14 protein-coding genes are annotated in these 26,246 nt (G+C 40.3%); 12 read left to right on the top strand and 2 right to left on the bottom strand.

Annotated elements, in window-relative coordinates:
* Positions 1-44: 44 nt before the first annotated feature.
* The gene (locus GARC_RS20620) at positions 45-3,470 is read right to left on the bottom strand and encodes a PAS domain-containing hybrid sensor histidine kinase/response regulator (protein WP_007623982.1); all 3,426 of its coding nucleotides are present in this window, start codon (positions 3,468-3,470) and stop codon (positions 45-47) included.
* A 375-nt stretch (positions 3,471-3,845) separates the two neighbouring features.
* On the opposite strand from GARC_RS20620, the gene GARC_RS20625 reads away from it, so the two are divergent.
* From GARC_RS20625 to GARC_RS20635, 3 genes are all read left to right on the top strand, one after another.
* The gene (locus tag GARC_RS20625) at positions 3,846-6,215 is read left to right on the top strand and encodes a TonB-dependent receptor (protein ID WP_007623983.1); all 2,370 of its coding nucleotides are present in this window, start codon (positions 3,846-3,848) and stop codon (positions 6,213-6,215) included.
* A gap of 7 nt (positions 6,216-6,222) precedes the next feature.
* Positions 6,223-8,901 carry a response regulator gene (locus GARC_RS26080; RefSeq protein WP_007623984.1) on the top strand — a complete coding sequence of 893 codons (2,679 nt, stop codon included), beginning with the start codon at positions 6,223-6,225 and terminating at the stop codon, positions 8,899-8,901.
* 135 nt (positions 8,902-9,036) lie between these two features.
* On the top strand, positions 9,037-12,495 hold the full coding sequence (locus GARC_RS20635) for a mechanosensitive ion channel domain-containing protein (RefSeq protein ID WP_007623985.1): 3,459 nt from the start codon (positions 9,037-9,039) through the stop codon (positions 12,493-12,495).
* A gap of 74 nt (positions 12,496-12,569) precedes the next feature.
* Here the strand turns inward: GARC_RS20635 and GARC_RS20640 are convergent, their stop codons facing one another.
* Complete coding sequence (locus GARC_RS20640; RefSeq protein WP_007623987.1) at positions 12,570-14,111, bottom strand: WS/DGAT/MGAT family O-acyltransferase; 1,542 nt, start codon at positions 14,109-14,111, stop codon at positions 12,570-12,572.
* A gap of 302 nt (positions 14,112-14,413) precedes the next feature.
* Between GARC_RS20640 and GARC_RS20645 the strand changes: the two genes are divergently transcribed.
* The 9 genes from GARC_RS20645 (at position 14,414) to GARC_RS20685 (ending at position 26,214) form a co-directional block, all read left to right on the top strand.
* A complete protein-coding gene (locus GARC_RS20645) occupies positions 14,414-14,983 on the top strand; it encodes a DUF2239 family protein (protein ID WP_007623989.1) in 570 nt (189 codons plus the stop codon).
* Positions 14,980-16,362: an MATE family efflux transporter gene (locus GARC_RS20650; RefSeq protein ID WP_007623991.1), complete on the top strand. Its 1,383-nt coding sequence runs from the start codon at positions 14,980-14,982 to the stop codon at positions 16,360-16,362. The genes GARC_RS20645 and GARC_RS20650 overlap by 4 nt, the downstream gene beginning before the upstream one ends.
* 93 nt (positions 16,363-16,455) lie before the next feature.
* Complete coding sequence (locus GARC_RS20655; protein WP_007623994.1) at positions 16,456-17,841, top strand: sigma-54-dependent transcriptional regulator; 1,386 nt, start codon at positions 16,456-16,458, stop codon at positions 17,839-17,841.
* Entirely contained in the window at positions 17,822-19,099 is a 1,278-nt protein-coding gene (locus GARC_RS20660) for a sensor histidine kinase (RefSeq protein WP_007623996.1), read from the top strand. The genes GARC_RS20655 and GARC_RS20660 overlap by 20 nt, the downstream gene beginning before the upstream one ends.
* Before the next feature lie 264 nt (positions 19,100-19,363).
* Complete coding sequence (locus tag GARC_RS20665; protein ID WP_007623998.1) at positions 19,364-20,614, top strand: efflux RND transporter periplasmic adaptor subunit; 1,251 nt, start codon at positions 19,364-19,366, stop codon at positions 20,612-20,614.
* Between the two features lie 42 nt (positions 20,615-20,656).
* Positions 20,657-21,361, top strand: a complete 705-nt coding sequence (locus tag GARC_RS20670; protein ID WP_007624000.1) for an ABC transporter ATP-binding protein — start codon at positions 20,657-20,659, stop codon at positions 21,359-21,361.
* Positions 21,358-22,380, top strand: a complete 1,023-nt coding sequence (locus GARC_RS27455; protein WP_039990176.1) for an ABC transporter permease — start codon at positions 21,358-21,360, stop codon at positions 22,378-22,380. The genes GARC_RS20670 and GARC_RS27455 overlap by 4 nt, the downstream gene beginning before the upstream one ends.
* A complete protein-coding gene (locus GARC_RS27460) occupies positions 22,328-23,788 on the top strand; it encodes an ABC transporter permease (RefSeq protein WP_226989256.1) in 1,461 nt (486 codons plus the stop codon). The genes GARC_RS27455 and GARC_RS27460 overlap by 53 nt, the downstream gene beginning before the upstream one ends.
* A gap of 11 nt (positions 23,789-23,799) precedes the next feature.
* A complete protein-coding gene (locus GARC_RS20685; RefSeq protein ID WP_007624002.1) occupies positions 23,800-26,214 on the top strand; it encodes an ABC transporter permease in 2,415 nt (804 codons plus the stop codon).
* Positions 26,215-26,246: the final 32 nt, after the last annotated feature.

The raw sequence follows: 26,246 nt of genomic DNA on the forward strand, positions 1-26,246 counted from the left end.
AAGCGTCTTTTTTATTAATTATCCTAATAACGACTAAATTGGAATTATTCTGCTTGTTGCATACTTTGTAACAACACTCTGAGTTTGGCCGGTTTAATAGGTTTACTTAAATAAGCTACATCAAGAGCAATACATTGCTGAACTATGGACTCTTCCTGATTAGCTGTAATTAATACCGCAGCTATATTCATACCCTGTTGTTCACGAATGGCTTGAATGAGCTCAAGGCCATTTTCCTCATGAGCAAGGTGATAATCTACTAATAATACTTGGGGTAATTGCTGCATAGCCATTAGTAATGCTTGTTCCCAGTTACTGGCATGCTCAGCACTGACCGACCATTTGTCCAATAAGGTACTAAGCGCGTCTAGGTTCTCTTGTAAGTCATCAATACACAGAACTCTTAGGTTTTGTAAACCCGTATGTTTATTGGAGGCTTTGCTGACGGGTGTTACTGGGGCTTCGCAAAGAGGCACGAGTATAGAAAAACAACTGCCTTTGCCTTCCTGAGATACCACATTAATAGGATTGCCAAGTTGTTGCGAAAGACGCATAACAATGCTTAACCCCAACCCGACTCCTTGTTGGCGATGATTTTTTGTGCGATAAAAGTCGTTAAATATTTTCTCCTGTTGATCCGCTTTTATGCCCATGCCAGTGTCTCTGACTTGGATTAATAATTGCTCGCCACGTTTTCTAGTACTAAGTAATATCTTCCCTGTTTGTGTATATTTCACTGCATTTGACAGTAAATTTTGCATGATACGATGTAAGTAAGTACGGTCAGTTTTGACCCAAACATCCAATAAATGACTACGCAGGTTCAGGCCTTTATTGTTAGCCTTCATGCTAAAGTCCTCTACTAAAGGTGAGAGAATAGTTAATAGGTGATGGGCCTCTTTATGGGGATTTAATTCCCCCTGATCTAAACGAGCAATGTCCAATAAAGTGGCGATCAAAATTTCACTGGCACTGACGCTGTCGGTTAGTTTATTGACTATGCTTTCCACTGTCGGCGGCAGCTTAGTTTCGTTTAATGCAGACAGATATAACTTTGCCGCGTTTAAAGGTTGTAAAATGTCATGGCTGGCTAAGGCTAAAAATTTAGTCTTACTGGCATTGGCTTGTTCCGCTGCCTTTCGGGCGTTATTCGTCTCTTGCTCTGCTGCGCTACGGCGAGCTATTTCTTGGTGTAACTCAGCGTTAATAGTGTGTACTTCGTCACTACGTTTTTGGACCCGTTTTTCTAGATCTATATTGGCTTCTTTGAGTGCTTTCTGAGTTTCGATATGGCTAGTCACATCGCTGAAACTGGTAACAAAACCACCGCCTGGCAGAGGCGTTCCTACCATTTCTATTACTCTGCCATCCGCTCTTTGGCGCAAAAATCTATGTGTGGTGCCGGCGCGCATATGATCTAGACGTCGCTGCACTAAACTTTCTATTTCACCGACACCACATTCGCCTCTTTGGGCGTTATACCTAACCAAGGTTTCTATCGGAGTACCTACATTGATCATACCCTGTGGATAATTAAATAAGGCCAGATAACTCTTATTCCATGCCACTAAGTTAAGTTGTTTATCTACTACGCTGATCCCTTGTTCCAGACTTTCCAATGAAGTAAAAAGTGCGCTGGTATTAAATTTTATGGCCTGAGTTGTATCATCAAAAAAGTTAACCACTTCTTCAAAATTGAGACTTTTACCGCTTAAAGCACTGCCAACTAATACTTTTGCACTGGAAGCGCCAATAACACCACCAAGGGCCCGCTCACTAAAAATAACAAAGTCTTTTTGCGGAGTATCATCTAATTTAAGTTGCATCTTTTGGCGCTGTTGATATTGCTCAATTAAACTATGGCTGCGGATTTCTCCTAAAAAAGTCGATAATAAGGTGACTAAATCCCGCACACTGGTGTTTAAGGCTGGTTTGTCATAATGTTCGCCACGAGAGTCAATTGAGGTGACAAAAGCTTCTGCTTGAATGCGATCTATCAGTCGTGGCTGACTAAAATAAGAAAAAACTAGGTAGGCAAGTATATTGGCGGCAAGACTATAGAGCGCTCCTTCACTAATCGCAGCATTTTGCAGACCTTGTATACTGTTGTTATCGATAAGCGGAAAAATCAACCACATTACCCAAGTACCCAATCCCAGAATCAGTCCGGCATATACGCCATGAGCGTGACCACGTCTCCAGTATAAGCCTCCCACGATCGCCGGAAGTAACTGAATAACCAATGAAAAAGCAACTAATCCGATAGAAGCAAGCGAATGGCTATCGGTCATTTGTTGTTGGTACAGATACCCCAGCATTAACACCAGCGCTATCACTAAGCGCCTGATGATTAAAATAATTTTGGTGTAATCAGAAGTGCTTGGTTGTTCAGCACGATAAGCTAATAATTTTGGCAGAATGACGTCGTTGGTTAACATAGTGCTCAGAGTCAGGGTAGCCACAATGATCATAGCTGTAGCAGCCGATAACCCACCTACAAACACTAACATCTGTAGCGCCAAAGAATCAGAAAAAATGGCCAAGGCCATCACGTAGTTATCTGGTTCAACGCTGCCACTACTGACACCAAATATTGCCTGACCAGCGACTGCAATTATCGGAATAACCATAGCAATCAAGCCTAGGTATAGAGGGAACAACCAGCGAGCCGTTTTTAAATGACCCAAGTTGAGGTTATCTATTACTGCCACATGAAATTGTCTGGGTAGACATATTACTGCAGCGCCAGCCATAAGCGTTTGGGTAATAAATACCCCTGAATGGAATGTACTCAATGCTTCAGTGGTTAAAAAACTGGACAGGATCATGCCTTGGTTATCTTCCTTCCAAATTATATATCCAACCCATGCAACTATAATAAGGGTGCAGAGTTTAATGATGGACTCAAAGGAAATTGCCAATATCAAACCACGTCTATACTCAGTAACGTCAGTGCGTTGAGTACCAAAATAAATAGAAAATATACCTATAAATATACTGGCCAGAAGCACCACAGTAGTGGGATTGTTTTGCCCAGAAACCAATAAAAAAGCGGAGCCGATGGCTTTTAGTTGTAGTGCGATATAAGGGATAATGGCAAGCAGTGCAATTATAGTGACTAATAAGGCCACAGTTTGGCGTTTGCCATAACGTGATGAGATAAAATCGGCAATAGTAGTGATATGTTGTTTTTTACTGACTCTGGTCAGTTTTAATAAAAAGCGGTAGCCAAATAAATATAACAACATTGGGCCGAGCAAAATGGGCAGGTAATTCCAAGAGTTACGAGTGGCCTCACCAACTGAGCCAAAAAAAGTCCAAGCAGTACAATAAATCGCCAGAGCAAGTGAGTAGGTAGCCGGATGTGAAGTCAGTTTCTTGGCCGTGGTTGAATGACCGTCGCCCCAACGAGCTATCCAAAAAAGACCTGCCAAATATATAAAAGCTAATACAACCCAGGCTAATCCCATTCGTTTTACCTTATGCAGTTAAGGGCATATTTTCCAATGTAACACAGTCTTAATACTACTTGAGAGTACTACAAACATATGCCAGATAACTGAGTGTCAGTAAGCGACCTTCAGTCATCGAAAAATATCAATTAAAAAGTTTCTTTTGACATGAATACAATCATTCAATATTTGCAGATGTACTATACTCTCGCGGGACTTTGGCAAAGAGTGAATATTTGATGGATAGAAGTGATCTATTCGTTTAAATAAACAGTATAATTTAAGCTGGCTCATGTTTAAAAATCTCAGCTCCACCATAACCCAATACACCCAATTAGTATTAAGGAGTGATTTGTTTTTAGAATTAGTCAAATATCAAAAGTAAGAATGCTTATGTGCATTTATTGCGTTTGTTTTAATACATTTGTTATTTCTGCCAATAAAGTATCTGGAGATTCTCTTGAGGTTATTGAAGTCACCGCTCAAAAGCGTATTCAATCAGTACAAGATATTCCCATTTCTATCACCGCACTTTCTGCCGACAATTTAGATTCAGCTAGCATTAAACAGGCATCCGAAATTGCTACTTTGATCCCTAATGTTAATACAACACGTTCAATAAGTGGCATCACTAATTACTTTATTCGTGGTGTAGGAATGGACGGCTTTAATCTTTCTTCTGTTCCTGCAGTGGGTCTCTATTTGGATGATGTAGCCATTATTAATCCAATGTTAGCTAATTTTGCTTTGTACGATATTGCTAGAGTTGAGGTACTTAAAGGACCACAAAATACACTTTATGGAAAAAATACCACTGGCGGAGCCATTAATTTTATTTCTAACCAGCCTGACAACGATGATATGAGTAGTGGTTATGGCGAGGTGACTTTGGGTAACCACAAACAACTTTTTTTAAAAGGCGCATTTACCACCAAATTAAGCGAACAACTCAGTGTAAGACTTGCTGCTTTTTCTCATCAGCGAGATGGCTTGGTTAGCAGTGGAATAGCGGATAATGACACTGAATATAATGATGTAGACCAGTATGGAACTCGATTACAATTAGTTTATCAATTAACTGATGATATTAAGTTAACTGGTAATTTATATGGCGGTAAACAAAACCAAATAGCGGAAGTCAAAAGCGCAATTTACCCGATAGGTAATGAGGGTATTATTAATTTAGATGATCATGACTTATCTAAAAACCATTCTTCATTAATTAATCCGCCAAATGATATCGACGCTTTAGGTGGGTTTTTTAAAATTAATTTACAGGCAGATAATTATAGTTTTAATAGTATAACGTCTTTTGAAAAAGTAGAGTCTAGGCGAATGGATGATTGGGGAAGCCAGCACTTAACTTCTACTGTGTACCAGTCAACAACCTATAATTCCACAGACACCGCATCTATCTCACAAGAATTTCAGTGGCAATCAAATTCACAGAGTCCATTACAGTGGATAGCAGGCTTGCTTTACAATGATGAGCAAGGTGATTTATTACAAACCTCATTGATTGACCCCGGTGGAGCTGGGCGACCTGACGATGACATACTGGATGCCGGTATTGGTCCAATGTTTGACAGAGGTGCATGGGTCGAACATAAAAGTCGCACTATCTCAGCATATTCGCAGTTTACCTACGAGCTTACACAAAAACTAAATTTCACTTTTGGGATCAGATGGACAAAACAAGATTTAACTCCAATTGTTAATTCGGTGGGAATGATGATGGATCTTCCAGGTCAGGAATACCCATTAGGCAGTTTAGGCTGGCTTAGCTTAGGTAATAATGATTTTAATCGTTTTTCCGATTATATAGGTTTTGACAGAGCCAATCGTTTTTTAGATGCAAATGGTGGTTTTCCTGCTTCAGCAAAAATCAACCAAGAGTTTAAAGAATGGGGAGGGAAGTTAGCATTAGATTATCATGTATCCACACAACTGATGATTTATAGTTCTTTGTCTCGTGGTTTCAAAATGGGCGCGGTAAACTCAAATCCAACAACGGCTGCATTTCAAAGTTTACTGAATAGAGTAGTTAAACCCGAAACTTTGATAACTGCCGAATTTGGTTTCAAAACTGATTTATTTAATAATTCACTGCGTATTAACGGCGCTTTTTTTCAAAACCAGTGGCAAGATTATCAATTTTTCTTAGTTTATAACTCTGGTAACCCAGCTGATTTATTCGCCTCTTTGGTCAATTTACCTGAGGCCGAATCTATAGGTGCTGAACTAGATATCGCTTGGCAAATATCGTCGTCATTACGCTTTAAATTGGGAGTTGGTTGGCTAGATAGTCAAGTCACGGATGGCACTTTAGATACCAAAGGTATTCCTGAACAAAATAAAGCAAACTTTCAAAACCAAGCAATAAAAGGCAATTCACTTACCAATGCACCTGAATGGACATATACTGTTTCTGCTTATAAGAGTTACGAATTCACTGAAAGTGATATAGAGATTAGTTTTCATTATTCTTATTTAGGTGAACATAATCATCAGTTAGCGGGTGATAATAGCAAAACTTGGATTAAGAATTTTTCCGAGGCTTCTACGGGCATATTAACAGTCAACGGCTTATATTCATTTGGTGAAGACCGAGAATATCAAATTTCACTTTGGGCCAAAAATTTGACTGATGAACAATACTGCAGCGAACGAGCTATTGCTCCAGGCTCGTCGTCAGAAAACATTCGATTATGTTCGCAAGGTGGATCTAAATTGCTAGGAATAACTGGGAAAATAATATTTTAGTGAATATATGAAAACATACCTAAAGAACATACTAGTTAAAAAATCCAATTATTATGCATTGTTAGTATTGGTGATTGGCATTATATGTTCAGGCTATCTGTACCAATCTGCGATAACGAAAGAACGTAATGAAACCTATACTAAACATCAACAACGAGCAGAAATCCACGCCAAAGATATTGAGGCAGAATTTAAGCGTTCATTCTTTGAAGTATCGTCAGTAGCAAACCTTTTTTCTTCTTCCAGTTGGGTTAGTTACTCTGAATTTGTAGGTTTTGTTAAAAGAGTGGTCCCTAACTTCCCAGAAAAAAGAAGAATAACTACCATAAATCGATTTCCTCCCCAGAAAGCCAAGGAAATAATTAGTAAGATTAGAGCAAATCCTGAACCTCAATTTAGCCATTTTGATATTTTTGATTTTACTCCTCCAAATCAAGTTACTCTTGCTACTCCCACCGACGGTTATTATTCGGTTTTAAGTTACACTTTTCCCGACATGAAACGACAATCATTTATCGGTCGAAATATTTCACCACAATCGCCTATAGGTCCATTAATTTATCCTGTTATTCATAATCAATTACCCTTAATTTCTGACTTATCTAAACCTATAGAAGGTATTCGGGATGAGGCTTTTTTTCTATATATATTCCCTATATTGACCAAAAAAACTGAGAGTTCACCTGACCCAGAGGTCGTTGGTTTAATCCTATCTAGCCAATTAATCTCAAGTCTATTTATTAGTAATGTGAGTAATAAAGATGCTGATAATTATAATTACGTACTCATAGATAAAAATGACAATCACTACCAATACCCTAAAAATCAACTCATCAACCGAGGGGGGAACGATCATACGAATATAAAGTTCACCTTTCCCATTCAGCTAGTGAATAATAGTTTCGAATTAGTCATTTCGCCTGTAAACCAAAAACTTGAAAACCCAGATAGCTTATTATTTGAATTATTTATCGCTGGTATTTTACTAACCTCAGCGCTTGCTTTTATTACGCGCTCGTTGTTATCGAAACAAAGTGACTTATCTAAGGAGGTTGAACGTAAAACGTCCGAGCTTGTTACACAAAAAAATCAACTAAATACTAAGAATCAACAATTAGCAAAAGCGGTTGAAGAAGCTAAGGTTTCTGAAAACGCCAAAGCTGAGTTTTTGGCTAATATGAGTCATGAAATAAGAACACCATTAAATGGCGTCATAGGGTTAACTGGATTATTAACACAAACAAAACTGGATAACCTACAGCGGGAATATTTAGACAAGTTAACGTTTTCTGGTAAACACCTATTAACTGTCATTAATGACATTTTAGATTTTTCTAAAATTGAGTCTGGCAACATCACTTTAGAGCAAAAGGCATTTTCAATTCATAGCGTAATAGACAATCTTAAGGTGTTGTTTGATGAGGAAGTTAAAGCCAAAAATATTAGATTTAATATAATAATAGAAGGCGATTTCTATCCTGATTTAATGGGCGATGTATTTAGGATCAATCAAGTATTAATTAACCTCTGTGGCAACGCCATCAAGTTTACTGAAACGGGCAGTGTAGACCTGATTATTTCCATGACTAAGGATATAGGCTCTGACAATCAATTCTGCGTGCATTTTAAAGTATCTGATACCGGTGTGGGTATGGATGAGAAAGAAATCAGTAAGTTATTCAATAAATTTAGCCAAGCCGACTCCTCAACCACTCGAAAATATGGAGGCACAGGTCTCGGGTTAATCATTAGTCAAAAACTTTGTCATACAATGGGCGGGGACATTAAAGTTGTTAGTAATAAAAGTCAGGGCAGTAGCTTTACGGCAACTATGCGTCTAGAGCTAAATAATGATGTACTTATCGATAGTAGTGATAAACATTTTATCGCAGGCAATATTGATATTCTTGTTGTTGATGATAATCCTATTGCACTACAAATATTAACTAATTTCCTAATGAATATTGGGATTAGACCAATAGCTGTGCAATCTGCTCAAGAAGGCTTGTTGGCGCTTCAAAACAAAAATCATGACATAAAAGTGATTATTTCTGATTGGACTATGCCCATAATGGATGGTGCAAGTTTTATCACAGAAGTGAATCAGTTGGGGCTAGTCGTCCTTCCTAAAGTCATTATTATGTCAGCTTACGACACCTCAATAATCGAAAATACTAAAGGTCAACTGCCGATAGATTATGTGTTAAGTAAACCTTGTCCTACTGACGTGCTATTTATGACCATAGAGCATTGCCTTAATAATACAAACTCCCAAAGTACCGCAAAACCTCTAGAAAATAGGTTGATAAATGTTAACGTCTTAGTAGTTGAAGACAATGAAATAAATCAGATGGTGATTAATCATTTATTAACCGAGGAAGGAGCTATAGTCACCATTGCCAACCACGGTAAAGAAGCCATTGATTTGCTCGATCAAGCAAACGATTTTCAAGTTGTTTTAATGGATATTCATATGCCAGAAATGGACGGTATTCAGGCTACGAAAATTATTAGAGCGAATGAAGACCCAAAAATTGCGCAAATTCCTATTGTGGCATTGTCAGCTAATGTACTTGAAAAGCATGTAGCTAGTTACATTGAGGCTGGTATGAATGCCCATGGAGCTAAACCTGTAGATATAGAAGAGTTGCTAAAAACTATATTACCTTTGTTAGAGATACAGTAACGCTCAGTCTGAGCGACTCAATATAGTCCGATCATTTTGCCATTTATTTTATAGTGGCTTCTTATAAACAATTGAGATCATTTAGGCGTCCTAGATGACTATATAAATAATAGCGTTTCTGGAGTAGTTTTTACGATGCAAGAAAGATCAAGATATAGTCTGGTTAACTTGGGTTTTGTTGTGCTGATGTGTATTTGTTTATGTCAGCTCGTACCTCAAGCAATAGCCCAACAATCAAACCTAGAAAACGGAATTAATCAATTCTCTGAGCGTTTAGAGCAAAACACCGATCTTTCAGAAGAGCAAAAAAAGCAAGGACTAACTAACCTTAAAGACGCCGAAAATATGCTAGCTATAGCTAAGGAACAGCGCAATTTAGCAGATAGTTACGAACAGCAAGCCACAACAGCATCACAAAGAATCATTGAAATTCAGAAAAAGACTCAGCAAGTTGGTAAAAAGTCAGTGCGGATAGATAAAAGTCTATCTGCTGAAAAACTAGAAAATCAGCTTCTGCTAGCTATTTCTGCACAAAACAGTCAATTGTCTGCCCTTGGCAAAAAACAAAATCAGCAAACTGACCTTAGCTTACGAGCCAATGATATAGCTAAGCAGTTAAGCGTTGCCCGCACAGATCAAACTACTATCGATGACGCGCTAGCCAATCAATCAGATGCCAATCTAAGCCTTATTGATCAAACAAACTATCTAAAAAAACAGGCCGCTTCCGAGAAAATTTCGGCCACAATTAATATGCTTGAACGTGAAATTTCCACTATTCCAGCACGGCAATCTTTAGTTGACGCAGAATTGATCCTACTTAGCGTGCAAACCGAATTTGGTGAAAAGTTAATCATAGAGTTGCAATCTTTTTTGGCACAAAGTCGCAGTAATCAAATACAAAAAACCGTTAAACAAAGTAGTGAAACTTTAAATCAATTGGAACAGCAACCTGTGCTTGCATCCATTGCTCGAGAAAACCTGTCATTTGCAAATCTATTAGAGCGCATGCAACAAAGCTCATCCCAAAATGAGGTAGACATGGGAGCTTTACGCAGGCAACTACTAGAGGTTAAACATTCTTCAGAAACAGTAGAGCGGGTGTTGGCTACCGGCCGAGTAACTGATGAGTTAGGAGAGCTACTACGTAAATTACGCGCTGGACTACCTAGCAAATCGATGATTGAGCAACGCAAAGCGACAATAGAAGAAGATGTAGTTCGCCAACAGCTAGATGTGATTTTATGGCAAGAAAGATTGCGTGACATGGTGGATATACCTGCTACAGCAGAGCGTTTTCTAATAGAGAAAGATCCCAATATAAAAAATCAACCGGTCGAATTAGACAATGTTGATGAACCGCGATTTAGTCCACAAAAGCTCGAAAAAGCCCAACAATTGGTCGAGTCTCGACGAGTTTTATTAGCTGATTTGATTGAAGTGTCTAACTCTCAATCTGATAGGATCATTGAAGAAAAATTAATCATCAATCAACTTTTGACAGCCAGTTCGGATTTAAGAGAGCTATTGGAAAGACGTTTAATTTGGCTACCGTCAAATTCGGGCAGGGCTGGCAACTTAGCTATCAACTTAAGAGAAAGTGTTGAGTGGTATGCGTCGCCAAGAGCTTGGTGGACGTTATTGAATGATATGTTTAAAGGCGCAAAGGCAGCGCCAATTTTGCCACTGATATTGTTAATCTTTCCGTTACTGATTTTAGCTTTAAGGAGCGTAATTAAGCGCAGTTTATGGACTTTGATCGATCGTATAGGCAAGGTTGACCAAGATACCTACTTCACTACTCCTTTAGCACTTATTTACACCTTCATTCTGGCATTACCCCTGCCAATTTGTTTATTTACTATTGCCGGAATGATTTTTAAAGGATCACAACCAGCCAGTTTTTCCATCGCTATAGCTGCTGGACTTGCTTCTGTTTCGACCTTAAGTTTGGCGCTACTATTTTTCCGTTCTATGTGCCGCAAGGGTGGCGTGTTTGAAGAACATTTTGGGTGGAGTGATCTCGCCCGTGAAAAGTTGCGAAAAATGTTAACTTGGTTTGTTTGGTTGCAATCTATTACCACTTTTATTTTTGCCAGCGCTATCGCAAGTGGTAATACTGAGCTGCGATATGGCATCGCAATTATTGCTTTTATTGTCGCTTCTATCGGTATCGCACTTTTTAGTTATTTGTTCTTCCAACCTAAAAATGGCGTTGCCACCAGTATTGTTGGTGAAACCCCCGCCAGTCCAATTACTTTACTGTTGTTCCCTATTGTGGTGTTGGCACTATTAGCAATAGGGTTATTACCCTTGTTTGGTTTTTTTGATACCGCAGTAGAGTTGCAGTCAAAACTATTCTTATCTGGAATTTTATTAGTATTCGCTGCTGTTGTGTACGGGATCATGTTAAGGGTTTTTCTGGTGACTTTTCGTCGATACATGGTCAAAAAAGCTAAAGTAGAAGCCATTCAGGCCAAAGAGAAACAAAATCAAACTTCAATGGAAGCCAGTGGTGAAGCGGGCCCTGAAAAATTCGAAGAAAAGAGAATTGATGAGAAAGAGGTGATGCGTCAAAGTCGTTCTATTATGTTGTGGGTAACTGCATTGTTGTTTTTGGCTGGTCTTTGGTTGGTTTGGAAACCTTTATTACCTGCATTGGGGATTGTTGATGACATTGTACTATGGCAGCAAGTTAAGGTAGTCGACGGGGTTGAGTTGTCCAGCGGTGTTACCCTATGGAATATTATTTTGTCATTGGGATTTGTAATTGGCGGCGTGATTGCGGCTAAGAATATCCGTGGTGTGATGGAAATTGGATTTTTTGAACGATTCGAAATGGACTACGGCGCTCGTTATGCAACTATGTCTATTTTAGGTTATCTACTGGTAGGAACGGGCATCGTCATTGGGTTTTCGCAGCTCGGCATCGATTGGTCAAAACTGCAATGGATTATCGCTGCACTGGGTGTTGGTCTGGGCTTTGGTTTACAAGAGATTGTAGCGAATTTTGTTTCTGGGCTGATCATTTTATTTGAGCGTCCGATACGGGTAGGCGACTTTGTTACTATTGGTAATTTGAGCGGTACAGTCAGCAATATTAAAATACGCGCCACTACTATAAAGGATTTCGACAATCGTGAGGTGTTGTTACCGAATAAATCTATCATCACCGAAAATGTGACAAACTGGACACTCCATGATTCGGTGACGCGTATAGTAGTTAAAATCGGTGTCGCTTATGGATCTGACATCCAGCAAGTTCGTGATTTGCTTATGCAAGTTGTTGAAAATAAAAGTGATGTACTTCAACAGCCTGCTCCACAAGTATTCTTTTTGGAGCATGGTGACAGCTCCCTCAATTTTGAAATTCGTGCCTTTGTAAGTCGTCCTGAAAATCGTCTTCCTTTGACCCATGCAATAAATACAACCATCAATCAAGCATTGGCTGAACATGATATTTCAATACCTTTCCCGCAACGAGATCTGCATATTATATCCAATCATCCTAGTGATGGAGCAGCAATACTTAAGGCAGAAATCAAAGAGGATGATGGGCAAGGATCGCAACGAGAAGATAATCAAGACAAATAGACGCTAGATTGCTCATCCAATACCGTTAAAATCTCTGAAAGCAGTGACTTCTATCCAGAAATCACTGCTTTGTTTTAGTTTTTGTTAGTTGCTGTTTTCGTCGCTGTTTTAGGTGCTTTTTTAGCTACTATTTCAGTTACATTCTCAGGTACCTTTTCAGTCACTTTTTCAGTGGTTCCAGGATGAGCGCTTTCGCTGAGGGCGAGCAGTTCCTTGTGGGCATCTGTCATATGTTGCGCTAATTCATGTATATCGGGCATTAGTTTTTGACATGAGATTAAACCAAAGTCGAGCCAGCCATTGTAACTCTGCAAGGTAATATTCAGCCCCATACCGTGATAAGGGATAGAAACTGGGAAGGTGCTGATCTGTTTGGCACCTGCAAAGTACAGGGTAATGTTAGGACCGGGAACGTTAGAGATAAGGACGTTAGCAAAGGGGGGTACAGCGTTTACAACTCTAGTCCTGGTTAGTGTTGAAGCTAAACTACTCATTAGCCATGGAGCACCGATTGAGGGGAAGTCGGTGGGCATTATGGCTTTTACCCCAGACATCAATGATTTCGTATGTGAGGATGAGGCATTGATTGCTTGGAGCCGCTCCAGTGGATCTTTGATGGTTGTCGCAAGACTCATTCGGGCTATGGACACTTGGTTACTCAGCTCAGTATTGCCTTCAGGACGTACACTAACTGGAATAGCCGCCAACAAAGGGGCGTCAGGGAAAAAGCCTTCATCTTTAAAATAGCGGAGCATGCCTTCTGCTGAGATGGCCATTACAACATCATTAAGACTGACATTATTGAGTTTGGCGATTTTTTTACTATCGGCGTAAGGAATAGAAAAGCGCGCAAAGCTGCGTTGATTAGTGATGGCAGCGTTGAGCGGTGTTTTGGGCGCAAGCCAGTTCATTTTTTCGACATTGTGACCGTCAGGATTTTTGGCCGGTTTGAACATGTCAAAAGCTTTGAGTGTTAGTTTCGGTAAGTTTTTAGTTAGTTTTATAGATTGGCTAACGTTGTGCATTACCCCTGACACTGTTAATTCGGCAATGCCATAGTTGTCAGCTCTAGCAGATTCTCTGCGGCGCAAGCGTTTTTTTGCGGCGCGAGGCACTGCCGACACATCCATTATGGCTTCCATTAATACTTGGCCGCCCATACCATCGAGCGCTGCGTGATGCATTTTAGAATAGAGTCCTACATAACGGGTGCCCTCTGGTAAATCTGCGGGTACGGGTAATCCGTCGAGTATGTGCATTTCCCATAAAGGGCGACTGCGATCAAGCAAGCTTGAATGTAATCGTGCGACGAGTTTATCAACTGTCGCTCGTGTTGCTGGGGGCGGCACAATCACGTGTCGAATGTGATAATCAATATCCAGAGCCTCATCCATCACCCAAATGGGGTTGGCGATATCAAATGGCATATTGATGAGCTTACGCTGAAAAATGGGTGCCATGTGCATGCGGTTTTGAATATGGGTTCGCACATCTTCCATAAAGTCACCTGAATAATCGGCAGGAAGCTCCATTATGCTCAGGCCGCCAACATGCATAGGTGTTTCTGGTGATTCCAAGTGTAAAAAGGCCGCATCTAAGCCGCTGAGATGATCCATTGCGTTTCCTTTAGATTATTGACAAATTGAAATATTGATTAACGTGACTAGCTTTACCTTACCCCATTTGTGCTTTTATATTAATTGTCTTTTTCGACATAAATGCCTAAAAATGACACAAATTAGCTTTGGAACGCTTATTTTTGTGAACTTCTGGCGTCACCCAGCATATTTCTGTCTCCTTTCCTGCAAGAGAATTAGCATTTATATCCCAAATAAATAATTTTACCATGGGGTTATTGTTATTTTATTTTTACCCGGGTAATATGTCTGTGTTAATTTTTAGACGATAAGAAGATGTGATGAACACTCAATATTTAGCCATTTATCATAAAGAGATAATCTCTCGAGGTTCTCTTGAAGATATTATTCATCAAGTAAAGGTCTTTAATAGCAATATCGAACCTATGGTGTTTGAGGTGGAGACTTGCAGGAGGATTGACTTTAGTTGGTACGGTGATGGAGCAACAGTGTTAGCAAATGCGTCTACTGATAACTCTCAAAGTAGCAAACGCGGCCGACCAAAACTTGGGGTTAAAGCAAAAGAGGTAACACTTTTACCTCGTCACTGGGAGTGGTTATCTACTCAAAAAGGCGGGGCTTCGTCGGCATTAAGACGATTAGTTGATGAGGCCCAAAAAAATGCTTCAACTGAAGATGTTATATGTGGCAAACAACAGCAATTAGATAAATTTATGCTGGCATTTTTAGGGGATGACCCTGGCTTTGAAGAGGCAAGCCGTGCTTTATACCGCAATAGTAAAGTGAGTTTTGAGGCGGCTATTAAATCTTGGCCAGCCGACATTAAAGACTTTGTCATGAGCAAATTTATGGAGATATCAGATTTACATAGTGGGGTGATGTCTGCATGACAGACTCACCTAAAAGCAATTCTTTCCTAAATGCTCCTTTACCTTTAGTTTTTTTTAAAACGGCTGCGCCGATCATTTTGATTATGTTGGTAAACGGCTCATTTTCACTGGTAGATGCTTATTTTCTTGGGGTTTTTGTGGGAGCGGACGCATTAACAGCCGTTACCTCGATGTTTCCTGCATTTATAATGATTGTTGCTCTTTCTACATTAGTCTCCAACGGTTTTGCTAGTTTGATGGCGAGACATTTAGGGGCGGGTGATCGCACTAAATCAGTAGAAATTTTCTCTCAAGCGATAAGTTTGTCGTTAGTGGTGTGCTGCTTTTTGATTGCCTTGTTTATTCTTGGTGGCAATGCTTTAGTTACATCGGTTAGTAATGGCTCAAGTCTGATTGCGAATATGAGCTATAGCTACATTTCTATTTTGGTGTTCTTTTCTCCCTTAATGTTTATTTTAACCATAAACGGTGACAGCTTGCGCTGTGAAGGCCAAGTTGCCTTTATGGCATTCATTTCTCTACTTTCAGTGTTCTTAAATGGGCTGTTTAATTATTTGCTGATTGTGGGTTTGAATTGGGGAGTGGAAGGTTCGGCTTATGGAACTGTAATGGCTCAAGGTATCTCGCTGGTGATTATCTTTTTCTATCGTAAGTATAACAAGAGCGATCTTGGACTGCAGGTTGTTCGATTTTCTAGATCACGGCAACATTGGTTAACTTTCTTGTCATTAGGTGCGCCGTCTAGTCTAAATTATATAGGTTTAGCCTTATCGTCAGGGGCCATTTTATATAGTTTGCAAACTTGGGATGCCGAAAATTATATTACCACTGTGGGTGCCTACGGCATTATTACTCGACTAATGACATTCATATTTTTGCCCTTGTTAGGGCTGAGCATGGCTTTTCAAGCTATTGTTGGTAATAACTTTGGTGCAAAAGAATTTGGGCGAGTGAATGTTAGTATCAAAATCGCATTATCTATTTCCTTTATTTACTGTGTCTCTTTGCAGTTGATTGCCTTTATTTTTAGAAAGGATTTAGGTGCCTTGTTTGTAAGCGATCAGGTTGTAATTAAAGAAGTAGTACGAATTTTACCTTTTACTACCTTAGCCCTTTTTCTTGTTGGGCCACAGATGATGGTTAGTATGTTTTTTCAGGCGATTGGTGATGCTAAGCGGGCGGGTATTTTGGGGATTATGAAGACCTATGCCTTTTCTTTGCCTTTGATTTTTATCCTGCCATTTTTCTTTTCTGAATGGGGTATATGGTACGCAGCTGCGACTACTGAGTTTCTAGCATTGTTTCTGACAATATTAGTGTTAAGTCTACGCAGTAGAAGCCATAACACTGCTTTTGGATTGTTTTTTAAAGAAAACTAACAGATTAGTCTAAAGCACTAAGCCTTATGTTTATCCGTGGACATCTGTATGATTTACTCACTATGCCGTAACGTTTAGATAAAAGGTCGACAGATGCCTGAAGTAAGTTCAAGTAAACTCAATGTGTTAGTGGTTGACGACCGAGCTGATGTACGTATCAGTGCGCGTTTTGTACTTGAAGACAATCACTATCAAGTCGTTGAAGCTGAAAGTCCGGTTATGGCCAAAGAGCTGATCAAATTACATCAGATTGATTTGGTGTTGCTTGATATGAATTATTCCCGGGATACCACTTCTGGTGAAGAAGGTTTGGAATTGTTGGCTTGGTTAAATAAAGCGGATTTAGGTATTCCCGCCATCGCCATGACCGCTTGGTCTAACGTTGAGCTAGCCGTCAAAGCCATGCAGTTGGGGGCCGGGGACTTTCTAGAAAAGCCTTGGAAAAATCAGCGTTTTTTGCAAGTAGTGGCGCAACAAATCAAGGTGAGTGGACTTAAAAAACAAAATCAAAAACTGCAGCAACGATTAGATAATACCGAGATAGAAAAAGGTGATTATCAATGGCTTTCGCCATGTATGCATGAGTTGATGCAGCAAATTAATAGTGTCGCCAGTGCTAATGTCGCAATATTACTTACCGGCGATAACGGCACAGGTAAAAGCCAATTGGCGGGTTACATTCATGCACAATCACAAGTTAATAGTGGGCCATTTATAGCGGTAAACATGGGCGCTATTTCAGAGTCTCTATTTGAAAGTGAAATGTTTGGGCACATTAAAGGCGCGTTCACAGATGCTAAATCTAGCCGTATCGGCCGTTTTGAACTAGCCAAAAATGGTACTTTGTTTTTGGATGAAATTGCCAATATTCCCTTATCACAACAAGCAAAATTACTTCGTGTATTAGAAACCGGTGAATACGAGGTGTTAGGCTCTAGCCAAACTCAGTTCACCTCTATACGTATGATTAGCGCGACCAACGGCAACTTTAAAGAGTTGATTGAAAAAGAATTATTTCGAGAAGATTTATTTTATCGGATCAACACCATCGAATTTAGAGTGCCATCTCTAAAAGAGCGCACTTTAGACATAGTCCCTTTAGCTGAACACTTTATTGGGTTGTATTGTAGGAAGTATGCAAAATCGCCTATTAACCTCAGCTCCGAGGCCTGTGCTGCTTTGAAAGACTATCACTGGCCAGGCAATATTCGTGAGTTGAGTCATCTGATGGAAAGAGCTGTTTTACTGTGTAGAGATGACATCTTGTCTGTAAGAGATCTTAATATTAGACCTAGTCAAGATCTCACTTCGTCCAGTGGCAATTTACCTATGATGACCCTAGAAAGTGCTGAAAAACAACTTATCACCCAGGCACTTAATCTTGTTAACCAACATGTACCTAAGGCAGCCAAGTTGTTAGGTCTAACCAAATCGTCACTTTATCGCAGATTAGAAAAATATGCCGATCTTCAAAAGTAAAAGCTTAAGCGCCTACATTTTTAGTGTTTTGGCGTGTTTTGCTGTGTTGCTTTTATTGGCAATATGCTGGATTTTAGTTGCCGCAGATTGGCAGGCGTGGAATATAGGTTTGACCTTAGTAGTAGTTGCTTTGTTTTTATTAATCGCGATTATGCGTTTTAAACATAAGGTGATTTCTTCCTTCGACCGTGCCCTTTTACATATCGAAGCGGTAAAAGTGGAAGACTATAATCAATATGCAAAGTCTGAATTTAAAGAAGGGGTAACGGCACACTTTCACAATGAGCTGACCATGCTCAGTGAACAAATGCAGACCCATAAATCACAATATGATCAACATGCTTTACTGTTATATCAACTGATTGATCAACTCGACACACCTATGTTGGTGTTTAACCAAAAGCAAAAACTCAGCTACGCAAATGCCGCATTTTCGACCTTGTTTGGACAACCTTGGCAAATGTACCGCCTCGCTTCGCCTAAATTGCTAGGGTTAATTTATACCGACAAAGGCTGGCATTTACCCAGTAAAGATCAGCAGTGGCATGTTAGTCAAAGTGAGTTTATTGATAGCGGCGAACGTCATCAACTACTGGTATTTACCAATATTGACTCGGCCATTCGCGCCAGCCAACTGAATGCATGGCAACAAATCATTCGTGTTATGGGTCATGAAATCCGAAACTCGCTGACGCCAGTGTCTTCTTTGGCTGAAAGCCTCGCCAGTAAATCTGTCTCAGCTAGAGAACAACAAGCTTTAGCGGTGATTTCAGAGCGTTGCCATCATTTACAGGACTTTGTAAATCGATACTCTTCTTTGTCACAAACTCTGGCCTTGGACTTACAACAAATTAATATCGCTATATTTGCAGAGCGGCTCAAGGCTTTGTTTTCGCAAAACAATCTGACGTTTACCAGTAAGGCCCAGTGGTTATGGGCAGATCCCACCTTTATTGAACAAGTTTTTATCAATCTATTAAAGAATGCTTTCGAAGCGCAAGCCACAGAAGTCAAAATTGACATTAAAGAAAAAGCTCAACAATCCTTGATTAAGGTGGTTGATAACGGTCATGGTTTAGCCAATACCGACAATCTCTTTGTGCCGTTATTTACCACAAAACAACAAGGGCAGGGCATAGGTCTCACTTTCTGTCGTAATATTATTGAACAGCATGGTGGTTCCATCGAGATTAAGAATAATCCAAGAACACAAAAGGGTATGACAGTGACTATAACCTTGCCGTTAACACACGCCTAACTTCTCTAGTTAGGCTCTTTTCAATTAACCCCGCCTAAGCGCTTTTCTAAAATAAATAATCAAACATTTCACACCTTAGCTGGTTGGCTGTACTGCAACCTAGCGATTGCGTTTTCGGACTAAATCAGTCCGATATCGGACTGTTAGCTTTTCAATTTGTTCATTTAAAACCTTAAGTTTATGAATAATATGAGTTTTATTGTTTGGCACAACTCTTGTAATAGCTAGGTTATTAAAGCCGAAAATAATCGAGTTGTGAATAAAATGGACGTAGTAAAAACCAAAAAAACATCTTCGTTTAAACCCACTAAAGGCAATATGTTGCTGGGTTTGATTGTTGTGATTGGGGTGCTGATTTATTTTGCGGTTGGCAAAAATGGCGCCGTGTCAGTTGATAGAGAAAGCTTGTTGATTGAGTCGGTTCAGCAAGGTGACTTAGAAGTGATTATTGAGGGCTACGGCACCTTAACGTCAGATAAACAACAACTGATCACCTCGTTTTCAGCCGCTACAGTGATGGAAATTGTGCTCAAGCCAGGCGCACATGTGAGTGCTAATAGTGTGATTGTGCGTTTGGAAAATCCAGAATTAGTTTTGCAAGTTGAAAACGCTGCACAGGAATTGATCCAAGTGCAGGCCAATTTGCGTCAATTGAAACTCAATAATCAGCGTGAAATTCTCAATGAGTCGGCAAATTTAGCTGAAATTACCGCACGTTTTGATACCGCTGCTCTAAAACGTTCTGCCGAAGAAAAGTTGGTTAAGCAAGGCATAGTGTCGCAACTGACATTTCAACAGTCTGCCTTAGATGAAAAACAACTCAAACAACGTATTGCTATTTTAAAGCAACGTATCGATCAGCTTAAATTGGTTCATGACGAGTCGGTTAATATCCAACTTGAACGGGTCAAACAGCAACAAGGCCGCTTAAATATCGCCGAATCTCGCTTGGATAAGTTGACCGTCAGAGCTGGTTTTGATGGAGTTTTACAACGTTTATCAGTCGAGCTTGGGCAAAGCCTAGCAGCGGGTCAAGAAGTCGCCTTAATAGGCAGCGTGACTGATCTGATTGCGTTGATCCGCGTACCGCAAAGTCAAGCACAGCTAATTACTGTTGGTAAAATGGCTATCATTGACACCCGCCGTGACAAGATTGAAGGTGTTGTCAGCCGTATCGACCCTGTTGTTGATAACAATACAGTGGAAATTGAAATCGCCTTGCCTGCCTCATTACCCGCTAGTGCCAGACCACAACTTAGTGTTGATGGTGTAATTATTGCTGACACTTTGAAAAATGTGGTGTACATCAAACGCCCAGCAGGTGCTAAGTCAGATGCTAGCGCTTCACTATATCGATTAAATGGCCAAGATAATGCCAGCTCACAAGACATACGTTTTGGGGTGCAAGCAGGACAATTTATGCAAATTTTGTCAGGTGCATCGGTAGGCGAACAATTCATTATTTCAGACTTGTCGAATATTCAACAGACCAGTCAAACCATCAACATTAATTAGATCCCAATTAATCAACATAAAGAGAATTAAAGGAAAACACTTATGAGCGATATTAAAATTCAAATGAAAAACATCTCTAAGGTTTTTGAAACAGATGAGCTTGAAACTCACGCCTTAAAGAATATCAATATCACCATCAATTCAGGAGACTATGTGTCTATTTCAGGCCCTTCTGGTTGTGGTAAGTCGACTTTGTTGTCTATTTTAGGCTTGTTGGATATGCCTTCAGGCGGCGAATATTTTATCGAAGGCACAAACGTGACCGATTTGTCCCTTGATGAAGCTGCAGAAATCCGTAACAGCAAAATTGGTTTTATCTTCCAGTCATTTAACTTGATTGATGAATTATCAGTATTCGACAATGTGGCCTTGCCGTTGCGTTACAAAACCAAAGTGCCTAGTGAAAAAGAGATCTCGGACCGTGTTCATGAATGCCTAGAATTAGTCGATATGAGTCACCGTACTAGCCACAAACCCAATCAACTTTCTGGTGGGCAACAACAACGTATCGCCATTGCTCGTGCCTTGGTTGCTAATCCTGCCATTTTGCTGGTGGATGAGCCAACAGGTAACTTGGACTCTAAAAGTGGCGATCAAGTGATGGACGTACTGGAAAAACTCAACGAGTGTGGCACCACCATTTGTATGGTGACTCATGATCCACGTTATGCAGATATGGCCAACATTCAGCTTAAATTATTAGATGGTTCAATTTTAACTACTCCAGAGTTGCAGGAGGCGGTATGAGCCAGCTTCTTTACCAACAAAAACAAGCATGGATGAGCCTCAAGAAAAAAGTGGGCTTTGTATCTACTGTTGTAATTACTATGGGCACAACTTTGGGGGCTTTGCTTTGTATATTAACCTTAGGTTATTTATTGATTGTTGAACCCTTGCCTTATCCTGAGCAAGAAAAACTATATAAAGTAAATCATGCCATCGGAGATAAATCCGGGGAAACAAATGCCACCGCATTTACCTATCCAGGCCTAATCCACCTATACAAAAATCAACAGGTGTTTGATAAAACCGCACTGATCCAATATGGTGAAGATGTCCTCACGTCTTTGCCAAGCCAACCGACCCTAAGTACAGGTTATGTTACGCCAGAGTGGTTTGCACTCTTGGGTGCAAAAATGCAGATGGGCCGTTCTTTTGAAGAGACTGAGGCCTTAGATACTTTTAATCCTGTCGCCGTCATTAGTTACAAAACTTGGCAAGACGAATTTGCATCTGCTACTGATATGCTTGATAAAAAAGTGTCTTTTAGTGGTGTGAGTTTTCGCGTCATTGGGGTGCTGGGTGAAAATTTTGTTGAGCCGCAAATTAAGCAAACGGGGCGTGATGTCGGGATGTGGTTTCCTTGGGATTACAACCTTGATGTACGTATGAAAGAGCGCTGGGGTAATATCAGCGGTGCGTTGACCTTTGTGGGTAAACTCAAAGAGAGCTTGACCGCAGCGCAAGCAGAACAAATCCTCACCCCCTTAGTGAGTGACACTTGGGTGGAGAATGTAGCCTCAATCCCCTTCTTTAGTGGTTGGTCTGTTAATGTGGAGCTTGAATCACTGCAAACTGCTATTGTGGGCGACAGCCAAAATACCGTATACAAATTGTTAGCTGGTGTGTTTGGATTGGTATTAATTGCGTTTGCTAATATCGCCAATTTGTTTATGTCGCGTACGGCCGAGCAACAAAGACAATTAGCTATTTATGCCGCGCTTGGCGCAAAAAAAATCCCACCTGTTTCGTGGCTTACTGGCTGAGTCTGGATTGTTGATGGCGCTTTCGTTATTGGTTGCGCTAGTGGTCGCGTCTTTGGGGTTCTCTATTTTAAAAGCCAACCTAGCATCTGAATTACCCCGCATTAATGAACTCGGGGTGAATTATATTACTTTTTTTGCTTCGATAATCCTGGCACTTGCATTCGCACTTTTATTCGCATTTCTTAGTAGCAAGATGATCAATTACCGTGCATTAAACTCTATGCTTCAAGCCAGTGGTAAAGGCACGGGGGTGCAGGTTTCTAAGCGGTTTAGACAAGCTTTGATTGTGAGCCAAGTGGCTATCGCAACCGTATTGGTTTTTGCAAACATCACCTTGTTTAAAGAGGCGGTAAGTACTATCAACCAACCCACAGGTTACAGTGTCGAGAATATGCAGCATTTTAGTTTGTCAGTTTCAGCGCCAGAGTTTCCCCCTGCGGAAGAAGTTGCAGCCACTATGACCGAACTCAAGAAAAAACTATTAGAATTACCGGCAGTAGAGAGTATTTCCCAATCAGCTTCTGTTTTGGACGGTTTTGGTTTATGGGCCTTAACAGCGGTTGCTTCAAGTGAAAACTTCACACCCGAAAGTAAAGGTGCAAGTCATAACTTCTTTCAAATGATTAACCAAGAACTACTAGAGGGTGATTATTTTAGTGAAGCTGATGTCAAAGACCGCGCACGGGTAATGATAGTCAACGATGTGTTTGCCAAGCGACTTAATCCTGATGGTAGTGCATTAGGCTTCCAGATTTCCTCTAATCCAAGTGATGAACCTTTTACCATTATCGGTATTGTCAAAGGTGTAAAAATGCCCGCTCAAACTGAGATCCCAATGCGTGTTTATACGCCATCATCTTTAAGCACGACGCAAATGACTATGAAACTGCGGGATCAGCAAAGTGTGAGTCGTGAACAAATAGTAGCGGCTATTAGTGATGTGAGCAGTTTATATGCGTTATTTGAGTTGGTTACCTTAGAAGACCAAAAGCAGAGACGGTTATTTACGCAATATACCACTGCAACCACTACATCAGTACTGGCGATAATTACCTTGTTTTTAGCCAGTGTGGGTTTGTATGGCATCTTAAGCTACGGCACACAAATGCGTAGGTTTGAGTTGGGTACGCGTATGGCAATTGGTGCCAAACGCAAAGATTTGATAGGCCTGATTGTTAAAGAGAATGCTTGGGTGATTGTGCTAGGCGTAGCTTCTAGCTTAGTGGTTATGTTAGGGGTATATATCGGTTACAAAGAAGCATTGTCGGCTTATGTCAATGTTGATTTATTGCCAATGTTTTTGTCTACGGTATTGTCTATAACATTGTTGTCACTTTTTGCATGTTATTGGCCGCTACGACAGTACATCAATCGCCCAGCAATACATTCATTGCGTGGCAGTGATTAGGTAATAAAGCTATGGATCAATCCCTATATTTGCTGAAACAAGCTTGGGCTAGCCTTAAAAGTAAACCTGGTTTTGTTGCAGCTGTTGTCACTACAATGAGCCTAACTTTGGGGGCACTTTTATGTGTGCTTACCTTGGCGTATTTATTACTAGTATCACCCCTTCCTTACCCTGAAAGTGGCAACTTATATACGGTCGAGCATAACCTTATTGATAAAAATGGTGGGGTTGATGGTACAGCCTTTACCTATCCTAATCTGATGCATTTATACAGTAAACAGAGCGTTTTTAATGAATTGGCGATGATGTACTACGATGCTGATGTGCTTGTGTCTAAGCCATCACATCCCACCCTTCCAATTTCCTTTATTACCCCAGAGTGGTTTTCACTGTTGGGTGCTGAAATGGCAATGGGTCGAAGCTTTGAAGCGACAGAAGCGCTAAACACCTACAATCCCGTTGCAGTATTGAGTTACCAAACTTGGAAAGATGAATTCGCTCTTGAGGCAGATATCTTGTCAAAAAAGGTACAGTTTGGTGAAGTGAGTTATCGCATTATTGGGGTACTGAGCGAAAAATTTGTTGAGCCGCAAATCTATGGTGTGGGTAATAAATCCCAAGTGTTTTTACCTTGGGATTACAACTCTGTCAGCCCAAGTGAGCGCAAAAAATGGGGTAATGATGACGGTGGTTTGATGATGCTTGGAAAATTGCAGTCGGGTCATTCCACAGCTCAGATTGAACAACAACTTGCTACGTTAGTAAGTGATAACTGGCAACAACAGGTGGCAGGGCATCAATTTTTTAATGGCTGGAGCATTGGCATTAAATTACATTCGTTGGAGTCGGTTATTATGGCAAGTAGCCAAAGCACAGTGTATTTATTGATTGCAGGGGTAGTTGGTTTAGTGCTGATTGCCAGTACCAATATCGCTAATTTGTTTATGTCTCGCACAGTTGAACGCAGTCGACAAATTGCCATCTGTGCAGCAATAGGTGCGTCCCGCCGCCAGGTATTTAAAATGTTGTTAGCAGAATCAACATTGTTAGTGGGGCTAGCTACCTTTATTGCTATTTATATTGCCTCTTTAGGGTTCAAAGGCATGCAGTTGTTTTTAAACCACTATCTTCCAAGAATTGATGAGTTGTCTCTACATTTTATTACCCTTGCTTGTGCCTTGATGTTGGTGGTGGTTTTTGCATGGTTATTTGCCTATTTAAGTATGCGCATGATTGATTACCGCAGCTTAAATCAATCGATGCAAAGCGGAGGTAAAGGAACGGGCATACAAGTGTCGAAGAAAGTCAGGCAGGGCTTAGTTTTGTGTCAAATCGCTATAGTGACAGTGTTAGTTTTTATCAATATTGTGTTGTTCAATGAAGCTGTCACTACAATTAATCGCCCCTCCGGGTTTGCAACTGAAGATATTTCCTTCTTAGTGATCTCTTTGCCTGCAGTTAATGAAACAAATCAGGATGGATTGGTTGCAAATGTGTCTGAAGTGAGAAATAAATTAGCCACATTGCCACAGGTAGAAGGCGTCAGTCAGTCTATGGCTCCTATGCCCTTTTTTACGCTTGCATTGAGTCGCTTGGGTGGCGAAGAACGTTATTCAATGCGAGCTAAAGATGTTGATCACGCTTATTTCGATTTGATTGAACAACCATTACTTGGCGGTAATTATTTCAGCGAAGCTGATATCAAAGACAAAAATAAAGTCATGATAATCAATGACGTATTCGCGAAACAACTCGCGCCAAATGGCAATGCCCTTGGTTTGATATTTGATAATGGTGCAACTGTTGTGGGGGTTGTTAAAGGCATACTTTTACCCGGTCAAACCACTATTGAACCACGTTTCTATTTCCCCGCATCACCCGCCAGAAATATGTTTTTAGTCAAAACCAAAGCGGGCCAAGTAATCACCCGTGAGCAAGTAGTGAATGTTTTGCTTCAAGTTTCTAGTGAGATAAAACTCTTTAGTTTGTCTACATTAGAGTCCCGCCGTGTTGAACGTTTGTTTGCCCAATACACCACAGCCGTTACCAGTGGAACACTTGCGGTAATAACCTTTTTGTTAGCTGGAGTTGGCCTGTACGGAATATTAAGTTACAGCACCCAAATGCGGCGATTTGAAATAGGCACCAGACTAGCAATTGGTGCCAAACGTAAAGAAATAATACTACTTATTGTTAAAGATAATGCGGCGATGATCTTGCTTGGAATGCTGACTAGCGTGTTGGTGTTGCTAACATTGTATTTAGGATTTAGGGATAGCTTAACTGATTATCTAAGTGGAAATATGACTCTTGCATTTGTTCTAACTGTTGCCTCTATTGCTTTACTCTCACTATTCGCCTGCTACTGGCCATTACGAAAATACATCAATCAACCTGTCGTGCATTCTTTGCGTGGTAGTGAATAACCACTCTCTCATACTAAGTTTGTAAGGAAGGA

The organism is Paraglaciecola arctica BSs20135, from assembly GCF_000314995.1.
Taxonomy (GTDB): Bacteria; Pseudomonadota; Gammaproteobacteria; order Enterobacterales; family Alteromonadaceae; genus Paraglaciecola; species Paraglaciecola arctica.

Bases quoted from the DNA above. Each gene is read 5' to 3' on its own strand.
- GARC_RS27455 (WP_039990176.1), top strand. From the start codon at position 21,358: ATGAGCCAGCTTCTTTACCAACAAAAACAAGCATGGATGAGCCTCAAG.
- GARC_RS20685 (WP_007624002.1), top strand. From the start codon at position 23,800: ATGGATCAATCCCTATATTTGCTGAAACAAGCTTGGGCTAGCCTTAAA.
- GARC_RS20640 (WP_007623987.1), bottom strand. From the start codon at position 14,111: ATGGATCATCTCAGCGGCTTAGATGCGGCCTTTTTACACTTGGAATCA.
- GARC_RS20665 (WP_007623998.1), top strand. From the start codon at position 19,364: ATGGACGTAGTAAAAACCAAAAAAACATCTTCGTTTAAACCCACTAAA.
- GARC_RS20645 (WP_007623989.1), top strand. From the start codon at position 14,414: ATGAACACTCAATATTTAGCCATTTATCATAAAGAGATAATCTCTCGA.
- GARC_RS20670 (WP_007624000.1), top strand. From the start codon at position 20,657: ATGAGCGATATTAAAATTCAAATGAAAAACATCTCTAAGGTTTTTGAA.
- GARC_RS27460 (WP_226989256.1), top strand. From the start codon at position 22,328: ATGCCGCGCTTGGCGCAAAAAAAATCCCACCTGTTTCGTGGCTTACTG.
- GARC_RS26080 (WP_007623984.1), top strand. From the start codon at position 6,223: ATGAAAACATACCTAAAGAACATACTAGTTAAAAAATCCAATTATTAT.
- GARC_RS20620 (WP_007623982.1), bottom strand. From the start codon at position 3,470: ATGGGATTAGCCTGGGTTGTATTAGCTTTTATATATTTGGCAGGTCTT.
- GARC_RS20655 (WP_007623994.1), top strand. From the start codon at position 16,456: ATGCCTGAAGTAAGTTCAAGTAAACTCAATGTGTTAGTGGTTGACGAC.
- GARC_RS20635 (WP_007623985.1), top strand. From the start codon at position 9,037: ATGCAAGAAAGATCAAGATATAGTCTGGTTAACTTGGGTTTTGTTGTG.
- GARC_RS20660 (WP_007623996.1), top strand. From the start codon at position 17,822: ATGCCGATCTTCAAAAGTAAAAGCTTAAGCGCCTACATTTTTAGTGTT.
- GARC_RS20625 (WP_007623983.1), top strand. From the start codon at position 3,846: ATGTGCATTTATTGCGTTTGTTTTAATACATTTGTTATTTCTGCCAAT.
- GARC_RS20650 (WP_007623991.1), top strand. From the start codon at position 14,980: ATGACAGACTCACCTAAAAGCAATTCTTTCCTAAATGCTCCTTTACCT.